This is a genomic window from Chryseobacterium endalhagicum, from assembly GCF_016745235.1.
GTDB lineage: Bacteria > Bacteroidota > Bacteroidia > Flavobacteriales > Weeksellaceae > Chryseobacterium > Chryseobacterium endalhagicum.
Map to the genome: position 1 here is coordinate 126,879 of NZ_JAELVM010000003.1, position 11,818 is coordinate 138,696.

At 39.3% G+C, this 11,818-nt stretch carries 11 protein-coding genes; 7 read left to right on the plus strand and 4 right to left on the minus strand.

What is annotated here, in order from left to right; translation table 11 throughout:
- Positions 1–113: 113 nt before the first annotated feature.
- Genes JET18_RS16320 through JET18_RS16330 form a run of 3 tightly spaced genes read right to left on the minus strand, consistent with a single transcriptional unit; the run spans position 114 to position 2,360 of the window.
- Entirely contained in the window at positions 114–803 is a 690-nt protein-coding gene (locus tag JET18_RS16320; RefSeq protein WP_202092772.1) for a Bax inhibitor-1/YccA family protein, read from the minus strand.
- 31 nt (positions 804–834) lie between these two features.
- Positions 835–1,278, minus strand: a complete 444-nt coding sequence (locus JET18_RS16325) for a peptidylprolyl isomerase (RefSeq protein ID WP_202092774.1) — start codon at positions 1,276–1,278, stop codon at positions 835–837.
- Between the two features lie 47 nt (positions 1,279–1,325).
- Entirely contained in the window at positions 1,326–2,360 is a 1,035-nt protein-coding gene (locus JET18_RS16330; RefSeq protein ID WP_202092776.1) for an acyl-CoA reductase, read from the minus strand.
- A gap of 59 nt (positions 2,361–2,419) precedes the next feature.
- Here JET18_RS16330 and JET18_RS16335 point away from each other — a divergent pair, with 59 nt between their 5' ends.
- The 7 genes from JET18_RS16335 to JET18_RS16365 all read left to right on the plus strand — a co-directional run bounded on the left by JET18_RS16335 (position 2,420) and on the right by JET18_RS16365 (position 10,476).
- Positions 2,420–2,770, plus strand: coding sequence for a 4Fe-4S binding protein (locus tag JET18_RS16335; protein ID WP_034727562.1), 351 nt, complete (start codon positions 2,420–2,422; stop codon positions 2,768–2,770).
- A gap of 123 nt (positions 2,771–2,893) precedes the next feature.
- On the plus strand, positions 2,894–3,958 hold the full coding sequence (serC, locus tag JET18_RS16340) for a 3-phosphoserine/phosphohydroxythreonine transaminase (RefSeq protein ID WP_202092778.1): 1,065 nt from the start codon (positions 2,894–2,896) through the stop codon (positions 3,956–3,958).
- A 123-nt stretch (positions 3,959–4,081) separates the two neighbouring features.
- Complete coding sequence (locus JET18_RS16345; protein WP_202092780.1) at positions 4,082–5,047, plus strand: D-2-hydroxyacid dehydrogenase; 966 nt, start codon at positions 4,082–4,084, stop codon at positions 5,045–5,047.
- A gap of 3 nt (positions 5,048–5,050) precedes the next feature.
- Positions 5,051–6,295, plus strand: coding sequence for a DUF1015 domain-containing protein (locus JET18_RS16350; protein WP_202092782.1), 1,245 nt, complete (start codon positions 5,051–5,053; stop codon positions 6,293–6,295).
- Positions 6,296–6,350: 55 nt separating this feature from the next.
- Entirely contained in the window at positions 6,351–7,754 is a 1,404-nt protein-coding gene (locus JET18_RS16355) for a M20/M25/M40 family metallo-hydrolase (RefSeq protein WP_202092784.1), read from the plus strand.
- A 1-nt stretch (position 7,755) separates the two neighbouring features.
- Positions 7,756–9,114, plus strand: a complete 1,359-nt coding sequence (locus tag JET18_RS16360) for a M20/M25/M40 family metallo-hydrolase (RefSeq protein WP_202092785.1) — start codon at positions 7,756–7,758, stop codon at positions 9,112–9,114.
- 3 nt (positions 9,115–9,117) lie between these two features.
- Positions 9,118–10,476, plus strand: coding sequence for a M20/M25/M40 family metallo-hydrolase (locus JET18_RS16365; RefSeq protein ID WP_202092787.1), 1,359 nt, complete (start codon positions 9,118–9,120; stop codon positions 10,474–10,476).
- Positions 10,477–10,991: 515 nt separating this feature from the next.
- On the opposite strand, the gene JET18_RS16370 is transcribed toward JET18_RS16365, so the two are convergent.
- A complete protein-coding gene (locus tag JET18_RS16370) occupies positions 10,992–11,513 on the minus strand; it encodes a hypothetical protein (protein ID WP_202092789.1) in 522 nt (173 codons plus the stop codon).
- Between the last annotated feature and the right edge of the window lie 305 nt (positions 11,514–11,818).

Below are 11,818 nucleotides of genomic sequence, written 5' to 3' on the forward strand. Positions count from 1 at the left end.
AAAAAAATACCCAATAAAAAATCCCGATGAACGGATCATCAGGATTATTATTTATAAGAGATTAAAGCTGGATTTACAATTTTCACTCTCCACTCTCCACTCTTCATTTAAATCTAACTTCTTCTGCTCATCAAAATTCTCAAAATATACCAGAACAGCAGCATAATGGATGCAAAAAGCTGTAAAGAAGCACCTACATACTGTCCTGTAGTATAAACATCTTTAAGTTTGCTGGTTTCATAAAGAATGCTTGCGGATGCCAAAAGCACCATTCCCACCGAGAACCAAAGTCCCAGGTTGAATCCGAAAATAGCTCCGGCCACAATCAATCCAATCGAAAGGAAACCTCCGATAATGATGATATTTCTTAAGAATGAAAAATCTCTTTTAGAGGTAAAAGCTACAGCAGAAAGACCTGCAAACATAGCAATAGTAAGCATAGCCGCCTGAAAAATAATATTTCCGCCGCCCTGCATGCCTGCTGCAATGTAAATCATCGGCATAAAGATCACAGCTTCCAGAATGATGTAAAATCCTAATCCGAAATACTGAGTCGTTCTGCTCTGCGAAAGCGACCATTTAGAGGCAAGCATGGAAGCCAGCCAGAATACACCAATAATCAGCAACCAGGTATATTTCTGCCCGAACATCATCGCAATGATCTCTATGGGTACCGTTTTTAATAAAATAGTTTCAACCCCGATAAAGGTCAGGATTGATAAAGCAACATGCAGGTAAGTTTTCCTGTAGAAACTTGCTTTCTCCACATCTGAAGAATGTGCAACGAGTGCATCTGTCATCATAGTTAGTATTTTTTTTAATTGTATTTAATAATTATTGGGTCTTTTTTGCAGGCATCACCCCAAGGATCTTTCCATCCTCTTCAAATACGGCCATAATCACCTCTTTGGAAGAAGCATCTCCTGCATATTTGTAGTTGATACTCGGAAGACTGGTGCCATCCATCAGTTTATGATACCCTGTTTTTAAGATTTCAAGCTTTTTGTTGATATCAAAACCTTCTTTTACTTTTTTCAGCACATCATCGGTAACGATTTCCTTTACTTTATCAGACAAAAGCGCGTCAACAGCCGGACGGTCCGAAGATTTAAGCGCAGTCACGAACTTCAGAAAATTATCATTGTACAGATTAATCTTCTCTTTGCTCAGCTGTGCAGGCACTTCTTTCTGAGCTTTTTCTACCTTTACCCCGGTTACTTTCTGGGCGAAAATCAACGATGAAGCAAGTAGGGTAAGTCCTAAAAATATTTTTTTCATGATCTTATGGTTTACTTTGGTGAAATAAGTGAGTTAAGATACGAAAATCAGACCACTTCCAAAAACTTCATCGTATCTACGTTGTCCGCATAGGTATCCAGAGCCGGATGCTGCGCCTCTCCAAACGATACGGAATCCAGTCCCAGTTCGCTTTTAGCCACAATACACTGGATGTTCTCTTCATTTTCGGAAATAAAGTTTTTAACATCATCCAAAGACGAATATCTGCTGAAATTGATCACGGAAAGCGGACTGAACAATTTATCATCTTCTTTAAGCATCACAAAATTATTATCCCAGAATTTATCCATATTCAGGAGATAAACCGCTCTGTTGTACTCATAATTGTTCGCGTACTTATTATGGTTGATGATATCATGGAATCCGATGAAATTTTCAAAAAGCCTGTCAATAACAAAATCTTCAGGAATAAGAATCCTCGTTACATTTCTGCATCCAAGCCCGAAATACCTGAAAATATCTTCTGCCAGAAGCTGAAGCTCCTCATTCGTTTCATTACCTTTCAATACGGCAACGGAAGTTCTGTTTTTACGGATGATGCTTAAATGGTCTTTAAAATAATATTCAAGGTATCTGGCAGTGTTATTACTTCCTGTAGCAATCACGGCATCAAAGTTTTCCAGTCTTTCCACCAGTTCAAACTGAACTGAATTATCAGAAAATTCATTCCACTTTTTCAGTAAGAACGGCACCATAAGTTTATCTTTTGATGATAATTTGATTAATGGAATATGACCGCTTAAAACAACGGATATCACGTCATGAAACCCTACCAGCGGGATATTCCCGGCAAGGATCAGTCCTACTTTTTTGGGCGCTTCAGAAACTGAATACCCACTGAGCCAATTATTTAGGCTTTCTTCAGTAAGCAGCTCCGCCCATTGATTCAGGGCAAATTTCTGATTCTCAAGGGTAAACCACGGATTCTCTGTTTCAGATCTTTTCAGCAATAATTCAAACTCGGTATCATTCTCATTATAAGTCTCCTGATCCTTTGCTAAAAACTCTTTTATAGTTGTACTTAACTTAATAAGTCCTAAAACTTGATTTTCGGTATTCATAATTACTTTTAAATTGGGGAATATTTTGTAATTTTGTGCAAATTTAAAAAAAATTAGCGATGGCTATTAAAATAACTGATGAATGCATTAATTGCGGAGCCTGTGAGCCGGAATGCCCGAATAATGCAATATATGAAGGGGCCGTAGACTGGAAAGCTTCTGAAGGTACTGCTTTGGCCGGTACCGTTACTCTGCCGTCAGGACTTACTGTAGATGCAGATTCTCCGCAGGAACCTGTGAGTGATGATGTATATTTCATTGTTACAGACAAATGTACCGAATGTAAAGGATTCCATGAAGAACCTCAGTGTGCAGCTGTCTGCCCGGTAGACTGCTGTGTTCCGGATGAAGATCATGTAGAATCTGATGAAGCGCTGCTTAATAAAAAAGCGTTCTTACACGGTGAATAATAAAGGCTCCGTCTCAGTAGGTTGAGGCGGTTTTTTTAACTATAAATCTCAGAAAATCTAATAAAATTTCAATAAAAAACACGCAAGTCCGTAAAATTCTTGCACAACCAAAAAAGTAAAAATATGAGCAAAAAGCACAACTTCAGCGCAGGGCCATGCATCTTACCTCAGGAGGTATTCGAAAAATCAGCAGAAGCTATTTTAGATTTCAACGGAATTGGATTGTCTCTTCTTGAAATTTCGCACAGAAGCAAGGATTTCGTTGCTGTAATGGACGAAGCACGTGCCATTGTAAAAAGGCTGATGAACCTTGGAGATGATTATGAAGTACTTTATTTAGGAGGCGGTGCCAGCCTGCAGTTTGCCATGGTTCCTTACAACCTTCTGAAAGTAGGCGGTAAAGCTGCTTATACGGATACGGGAACATGGGCGTCAGGTGCTATTAAAGAAGCAAAAAAATTAGGAACAGTAGACGTAGTGGGTTCTTCCAAAGAAGACAACTACTCTTTCATCCCTAAAGATTATACGGTAGGTTCAGAATATGATTATTTCCACTGCACCTCAAACAATACCATCTACGGAACCCAGATGAAATCTTTTCCTGAAGTAGATACCCTGATGGTTTGTGATATGAGTTCTGATATTTTCTCAAGACAGCTTGATTTTTCCAAGTTTGACCTGATTTATGCGGGAGCTCAGAAAAATATGGGACCTGCAGGAGTGACTCTGGTGGTGATCAAAAAAGAAATTCTGGGTAAAACAGGAAGAGAAAATATGTTGTCTATCCTGGATTATTCCCAGCATATTTCAAAAGAATCCATGTACAATACGCCTCCGGTTTTTCCGGTGTATGCTTCCCTTCTTACTTTACAGTATCTTGAAAAGAACGGAGGAATTGCAGCTGCAGAAGCAAGAAATGAGGCTAAAGCAAAACTTTTATATGATGAGATCGACAGCAATCCGTTATTCGAAACGTTTTGTGTAAAAGAAGACCGTTCTTTGATGAATGTTTCTTTTAAACTGATTGACGAGAGCAAAAAAGAAGAATTCGACAGTGCGTGGAAAGCTGCGGGAATCAGCGGACTGAACGGACACAGAAGTCTTGGCGGTTACAGAGCCAGTTTGTACAATGCATTACCTATTGAAAGTGTGCAGGTTCTGGTAGATGTAATGAAATCGATCAAATAATTTAACCCTAAAAAATTTCAAAGATTGAAAGATTTAGAGCAGTTCATTTAAATTTATTAATTTGCGACCCGATTTAAAATTTTTAAATATCTGAATTTTTCAATCTTTAAATCTAAATAACACATGAAAGTTTTAGCAAACGACGGAATCTCAAAAACAGGAGAACTGGCCCTTACAGAAGCAGGATTTGAAGTCCTGCCAAACAGAGTGGCACAGGATCACGTGATCAATTTCATCAATGAAAATAACGTGGAGATCCTTTTGGTAAGAAGCGCAACGAAAGTAAAGCAGGACATGATCGATGCCTGCCCGGGCCTTAAAATTGTAGGACGCGGCGGAATCGGGATGGACAATATTGACGTGGATTATGCTAAAAGCAAAGGCATCAAAGTGATCAATACACCTACAGCCTCTTCAAAATCAGTAGCAGAACTTGTTTTCGGACATTTCTTTGCGCTGGCAAGATTCCTTCACGAATCGAACCGACTGATGCCGCTGGAAGGTGACACTCACTTCAACGCCATGAAGAAGTCATTCAGCAATGCCTATGAACTTTCAGGAAAAACACTGGGAGTAATCGGCTTTGGAAGTATCGGCCAGGAAGTGGTGAAAATAGGAATAGCATTAGGAATGAAAATCAAGGTTCTGACTAAAAACCCTAAGACAAAAGTTCTTACCCTGGACTTTTTCGACGGGCAAAGCCTGAATTTTGAGATCAGTTCCACCAATGATATGGATGCTTTCCTTAAAGACACGGATTTCATAAGCATCAATACGCCCAAAACGAATGAATATATCATAGACACGCCTCAGTTTGAAAAAATGAAAGACGGAGTCTACATAGTGAATACTGCAAGAGGAGGTGTCATCAATGAGGTAAGCCTTATTGATTTCATTGAATCCGAAAAAGTAGCGGGAGCCGCTCTGGATGTGTTTGAGAACGAACCAAGTCCTGAGCTTCCTTTACTGATGAACCCTGCTTTGTCCCTTTCCCCTCACGTAGGCGGAAATACGGTGGATGCACAGGAGAAAATCGGCGCAGAACTTGCAGAACAGATTATTAAGCTAAAAAAAGAAACCATAAGATAAAATATGCCTGTTTTTAAACCTTTTCGTGGAGTAAGACCTCATAAAGACTTTGAGAGCACTTTCCCTACCCATCCGCTGGACAATTTCACCCAAGAGGAAATTGCAGAGAAAGCTCAAGTTGAAAATACTTACATCAACATGATTAAACCCTATGTTGTAAGTAAATCCAAAGATATTGACCGGAACTTACGAAAGATCCGCTCAACGTTTGAAGAACTTCTGGACGAAAAAAAACTGGTCCAGGACAGTTCTGCGTATTATCTTTATGAGCAGATCTATCCCAATAAACAGGTTTTCAGAGGGCTGCTGGGACTGGCAAGCATTGAAGATTTCTGGAACGGAAAGATCAAAAGGCACGAAAGTACCATTCCCCAGAAAAAGGAAAAACTGGCTCATTATCTGGAAAAAGTAAGTCTTCAGGCTGAACCTGTGCTGCTTACCTACCCTTCCAATTCCAAGATAGAACTTCTGATGAATCATGAAGAGAAGAACGTTCCTATCTTCAATCATACGGATTCCCTTGGGATCAGACATAAGATCTGGAGAATAGACAACCGTCTGAAACTTCAGCAGTTCAAGGAAGTAATTGATCAGATCGACTCTTTCTACATTGCAGACGGCCACCACAGAATCGGTTCTACCGCCCTGAATGCCAAGCACCACAAAGAGAAAAATAAGAGACACAACGGAACCGAGGCCTATAATTTTGTTTACAGTTTTATCGTTTCCAACCAGTCTATCAAAATCCACGATTACAATAGGATTCTAACGGATCTTAACGGACTTTCAAGCGAGGAGTTTTTAAAGGAACTGGACCAGTATTTCCTGATCCACGAAAAAGGGGAAGCTTCTTATTTCCCATCACAAAAATTCCATATCTCTATGTATCTGGATGGTAAATTCTATTCACTTCACGTGAAGCACGATCTCCGTTCAAAAGAAATGTCACTGGATAATCTGGATCATCACCTTTTAGACAAATATATCTTTAAAAATATCCTGAAAATAGAAAATTCGGACAGTTCTGAGAAGATCACGTATGCAAAAGGAACTTCTAATCTTCAAGGTATCAACCAATTAAAGGAAAGAATAGACAACGGTGAAGGAAAGGTTGGTTTTGGAATTTATCCCGTAAGTTTCAATGATATGATCAAAATTTCAGATCTGAAGCTGAGCATGCCGCCAAAATGCACATTCATTGAGCCAAAATTGGTTACAGCACTCCTAATGTACGATATGAAACCTTAATAAATTCCTAATTTTTCCCTACTTTTATCATCGGAAAAAGAAAGGTAAATAAAAAATGAAAAAAATCTTCATTATACTTCCACTCTTTTTGAGTGGATTTTTATTTTCTCAGAAAAAGCCACAGAAAAAACCTGTAAAAAAGGCAACCACCGTAAAGCTCAACTACCACGATGAATTCAAAAATATCTCAGACGAGATTATGACCCATGGTACGGCTTACGATAATCTCGGCGAACTTACCAAAGGCATAGGACCGCGATTCAGTGGGACTTCCGGCTATATGAAGGCGGTGGAATGGGCAGAAAAAAAGCTCAAATCTATCGGTATTGAAATGATCTGGAGAATGGAAGCTAAAGCTCCGGTCTGGATAAGAGGAAAAGAATCCCTGGAGATAAAAACGGCTAATGGAGATTGGAAAAATATCAGAATGCTGTCTTTTGGAAATTCTGAAGGCACAGGCGGGAAAGATCTTACAGGGGAAATTGTTTTAATCAATTCTACTTCTGAACTTAATGCCATGTCCGTGGGACAGTTGAAAGGTAAAATCGTTTTCGTGAATGTTCCCATGGACCCGAAGATCATTAATACCAATGATTCTTATTTGGCAACCGCAAAATCTAAATTGATTTCTGCTTCCGTGATTGCAAAAACAGGAGCAAAAGCTTTAATTATAAGGTCTTTAACCACAGCAATGGATGATACACCCCATGCAAAAATGGTGTACTACGAACCTGATGACAAAGTAAGAATTCCTGCCCTGTCCATTGGGGTAAGATCCGCTGACGAATTAGAAAAACTACTGAAAAATCAAAAGGTTACCGCCAAAATAAACATGACTGCACAGTCAAAAGGCGACACGACCAATCCCAATATTATCGCTGAAATTCAGGGTAAAAAAGATGCTAAAGTGATTGTTTTAGGAGCTCAATTAGACTCGTGGGATTTCGGGGAAGGCGCTATTGACGACGGAACCGGTATTGCGCAGTGCATTGAGGTTTTAAGAACATTCAAAGCGCTTGGTATTGAAAATAATCATACAATAAGAGTAGTTTTTTATGCCAACAGCGAAAACGGAGGACAGGGACGCGAAATGTATGCAGCCTATGTGAAAAAAAGAGAAGAGAAACATGTTTTTGCTTTAGGAACAGATGCGGGAGGATATTCACCAAGAGGATTTTCCTTAGATATGCCGCCACAAAGACGAAAGCAGATCTTCGAATGGAAAAATTATTTCCTTCCTTACGGGATTTATGATTTCGATCAGACTGAAGCTATTCAGGATATCTCACCCCTGAAAAAACTAGATATTCCTTTAGCTGAACTGGTGGTGGATACTCAAAGGTACTTCGATTACCACCACTCTGAACAGGATACTTTCGATAAAGTGAACAAAAGAGAGCTTCTTTTGGGTGCTGTTGCCATGACACAGCTTATTTTCATGATCGATAAAAACTGGTAGTATGAAAAAGACCCTTACCCTATCGCTTTTGATGTTTCAAATGGCTGTTTCCGGACAGTTTATGGAAGATTCCATTCAGTTCAGCAAGATTTCCACAGAAATTTTAAACAATGGAAAAGGCTATTCTGACCTTAAAGATTTAACCCAAAACATCGGAAACCGTTTAAGCGGTACGGAATCTTATGAAAAATCCGTGAAATGGGCAGAACAGAAACTTCGCGAAGCTGGTGCTGATAAAGTATGGCTTCAGGAAGTGATGATTCCGGTTTGGGTAAGAGGAAAAGAATCATTGCAGATCAAAACCGCCAACGGTGCATGGAAAAAACTGAAAATGCTCTCCCTGGGAAACTCTGAAGGTACAGGCGGAAAAGATGTATCGAGCGAGATCATTATGGTAAAGTCCCTGGAAGAATATGATAAGCTTACGACAGATCAAGTAAAGGATAAGATTGTGTTCTTTAACTACCCTTTTAATCAGTCACATGTACAGACTTTTATTGCCTACCGGGAAGCCGGAGCTTACAGACGTTCTGCGGCTAATTTAACCGCTCAGAAAGGTGGAAAATTCGCGATCATCAGATCACTGTCTTCCGCATTCGATGATGTGCCTCATACGGGGAATATGCGTTATGATGACAACGTTCCCAAAGTTCCGGCAGTTACCATCGGAAATACAACTGCAGATGAGCTGGAAGCACTGCTGAAAACACAGAAAGTGACCGCAAAACTCAACTCCAACTGCGGCATGAAAGGCGAGAAACGCTCCCACTCCGTCATTGGTGAAATTACGGGCAAAAAAGATCAGAGCGTGATCGTTGTTGGCGGCCATCTCGATTCCTGGGATGTAGGCGAAGGGGCGCATGACGACGGAGCGGGAATCGTACAAAGCATTGAGGTTTTAAGGACCTTTAAAAAACTGGGAATTAAAAATAACCATACCATCAGAGCAGTCTGTTTTGCGAATGAAGAAAACGGCACAAAAGGCGGAAAACAATATGGGAAAACAGCAAAAGACAGCCATGAAAAGCATCTTTTTGCGATAGAATCCGATGCAGGAGGCTTTTCACCCCGGGGAATTTCACTGGAAATGGATGATCAAAACAGAAAGCAGATTCAAAGCTGGGTTAATCTCTTCCTGCCTTACGGAGTTTATAATTTTGAAGGAAAATATTCCGGTTCAGACATCGCTCCTCTGCATGAAATGGGTGTTCCCACGGCAGAGCTCGTTCCGGATCCGCAGCGTTATTTTGACATTCACCACACAGAAGAAGATACTTTTGAAAAAGTCAACCGCAGGGAACTCCTTCTGGGAGCTGCGGTGATGACACAACTTATTTATATGATCGACAAAAATTGGTAAACTATGAAAAAGATAATCGGAACTTCTTTATTACTTTTCGGAATGGCTGTTTGTGGCCAGTCTAAAGAAGATTCTATACAGTTCAGCAAGATTTCCATTGAGATTCTGAACAACGGAAAGGCTTATACAGACCTTAAGGATTTAACTAAAAATATCGGACATCGTCTCAGCGGCTCTCCGGCCTATGAAAAGTCTGTAAAATGGGCAGAACAGAAGCTACGCGAGGCAGGTGCCGATAAGGTATGGCTCCAGGAAGTGATGGTTCCGGTATGGACCAGAGGAAAGGAATCCCTGCAGATCAAAACGGCAGACGGAAAATGGAAAAATCTGAAAATGCTTTCTCTTGGAAATTCTGAAGGCACAGGCGGAAAAGATGTTGCGGGCGAGATCATTATCGTTAAATCAATGGCGGAATATGACAAACTTACGCCAGATCAAGTAAAGGATAAGATTATATTCTTTAACTACCCTTTCAGTCAGTCTTTTGTAGAAACATTCAGAGGATATGGTGATGCCGCAAAATACAGGGTAACTGCCGCTTCATTAACCGCGAAAAAAGGAGGAAAATTTGCCATTATCAGATCTTTGTCTTCAGCGTTTGATGATGTTCCGCATACAGGAGCCATGCGTTATGAGGAGAATATATCCAGGATCCCGGCAGTAGCCATTGGAAATACCACAGCAGATGAACTGGAAGCTCTTTTGAAGGCACAGAAAGTAACGGCGAAACTTAATTCCAACTGCGGAATGAAAGGTGAAAAGCTTTCCCACTCTGTGATCGGTGAAATTACCGGTAAAAAAGACCAGAGCGTGATCGTAGCGGGAGGACATCTGGATTCCTGGGATGTAGGTGAAGGAGCCCACGACGACGGAGCCGGAATTGTACAAAGCATCGAAATTTTAAGAACATTCAAAAAATTAGGGATCAAAAACAACCATACCATCAGGATCGTCTGCTTCGCCAATGAAGAAAACGGAGTAAAAGGAGGAATCCAGTATGGAAAAACAGCCAAAGAAAAGAATGAAAAGCATCTTTTTGCGATAGAATCCGATGCGGGAGGATTTACACCAAGAGGAGTTGCCCTTGAAATGGATGACGAAAAGAGAAACCAGATCAAAGGCTGGAGCAGTCTGTTCCTGCCCTATGGGATTTACAATTTTGAAGGCAGATATTCAGGAACAGATATCTACCCGCTTCGTGATATGGGCGTTCCTGCGGCAGAGCTGGCTCCGGATTCGCAGCGGTATTTTGATATCCACCATACGGAAGAGGATACTTTTGAAAAGGTAAACAGAAGAGAGCTTCTTTTGGGCGCTTCAACGATGACCCAGCTTATTTATATGATTGATAAGAACTGGTAGTTTTTAGCAACTTATGGATTTTATTTAATGTAAATTCTATATAAAACACCATCTATTGCAGATGGTAAAAATTCAGTCAGCAAGTTGATTCTGATGAAGATGAATGAATAAGTTTAGGCTTTATTCTTCATGATTTCATTTGATCGGCTTGTTGATTTTTATTTTGTAATCTCACGCAGATTAAACTGATTGAGCAGATTTCCAGGCAGCAAAAAAACTTTGATTTTTCTTAAACTTATGTGAACTTCTTTTGCGTCAAGCTTTAAATTTCAAAATAATTAAGTGTTTAAAAAAAACTTTTGCTCCTTTTGTGGTTAAAAATCTCCCACAGATTTCTCAGATGGCACAGATCTTTTATTCCGGAACCATTAAGGAATTTTAAGCCGTTAAGATTATTAAGATGAGCTTCGCTTTAAGGAGTACAGGCTTAAGAAATCATTGGATTTTCTTAACTTTTCTTATCTGCTTAACTGATCTTAATGGTTTAAAAATAAGTTTCCCACAGATTTCCCAGATTATATGGATTTTCTTTTTTTACCTAATTTACTTGTTAATCTATATCTGATCTCATAAACTAAGCTATTTCTCAGATGCCTCAATCCCCCAGATTCCCAGTTGATATCAAATTTGTGTCCTTCTAATCTATATTTTGGATGATTTATTTTAGCGTGTAACATAGTTGGATAATCTTTTATTACTTCAAAATAATCAGCTTCCATATTTGATTTTCTGTAATATTGAATTTCAATTATTGTTTCATTCTTCAGTGCCTTAAATATGTAAAGATTGACATCATAAAGATCATCATATTCATTCTTTAAAGTTTCGATAACTGCTTCCAATGACTGAGGTTTTTTGGATCTGTTTATTTTATTTCTCACCTTTCCTCTTTCATATATATTCTCACCAAACTCATTAAAATCTGAAATGATAAAAGTAAGATGATGTGAAATTTTATTCCAACATCGGTCTTCTGTCATTTTTATGAGCCTTACAGCAAAATCCTGTATATCATTATGTAAATTTTCACGAGTCATTCGACATTCAATTTATCTGAACTTAAAGTTACTTAGTTATAAAAATACATTAAAAAATTCACTTTGGCATGAAATTCGCAAGGTAATACATTGAAAAAAAATTATTTAAAACACAGACGATGAGGAAAGGTTACCGCGGGATTTTCAGTTTCCGCTGGGCCGGATGAAGGCTATTGATCATATTTTATATGATTCCTTTTTCTTTAGATACCGTATGCAACGGAAGAGATAATCCTCTTATCAATTCCATTTTACGATGATGATTGTGTACGGTGTCATAAAGCTCATGAATCCTCTTCCGGATT

What these genes read in the sequence shown, in the direction of transcription:
- JET18_RS16320 (WP_202092772.1), bottom strand. Translation starts at nt 803, where the DNA reads ATGATGACAGATGCACTCGTTGCACATTCTTCAGATGTGGAGAAAGCA.
- JET18_RS16325 (WP_202092774.1), bottom strand. Translation starts at nt 1,278, where the DNA reads ATGAAAAAAATATTTTTAGGACTTACCCTACTTGCTTCATCGTTGATT.
- JET18_RS16330 (WP_202092776.1), bottom strand. Translation starts at nt 2,360, where the DNA reads ATGAATACCGAAAATCAAGTTTTAGGACTTATTAAGTTAAGTACAACT.
- JET18_RS16335 (WP_034727562.1), top strand. Translation starts at nt 2,420, where the DNA reads ATGGCTATTAAAATAACTGATGAATGCATTAATTGCGGAGCCTGTGAG.
- serC (WP_202092778.1), top strand. Translation starts at nt 2,894, where the DNA reads ATGAGCAAAAAGCACAACTTCAGCGCAGGGCCATGCATCTTACCTCAG.
- JET18_RS16345 (WP_202092780.1), top strand. Translation starts at nt 4,082, where the DNA reads ATGAAAGTTTTAGCAAACGACGGAATCTCAAAAACAGGAGAACTGGCC.
- JET18_RS16350 (WP_202092782.1), top strand. Translation starts at nt 5,051, where the DNA reads ATGCCTGTTTTTAAACCTTTTCGTGGAGTAAGACCTCATAAAGACTTT.
- JET18_RS16355 (WP_202092784.1), top strand. Translation starts at nt 6,351, where the DNA reads ATGAAAAAAATCTTCATTATACTTCCACTCTTTTTGAGTGGATTTTTA.
- JET18_RS16360 (WP_202092785.1), top strand. Translation starts at nt 7,756, where the DNA reads ATGAAAAAGACCCTTACCCTATCGCTTTTGATGTTTCAAATGGCTGTT.
- JET18_RS16365 (WP_202092787.1), top strand. Translation starts at nt 9,118, where the DNA reads ATGAAAAAGATAATCGGAACTTCTTTATTACTTTTCGGAATGGCTGTT.
- JET18_RS16370 (WP_202092789.1), bottom strand. Translation starts at nt 11,513, where the DNA reads ATGACTCGTGAAAATTTACATAATGATATACAGGATTTTGCTGTAAGG.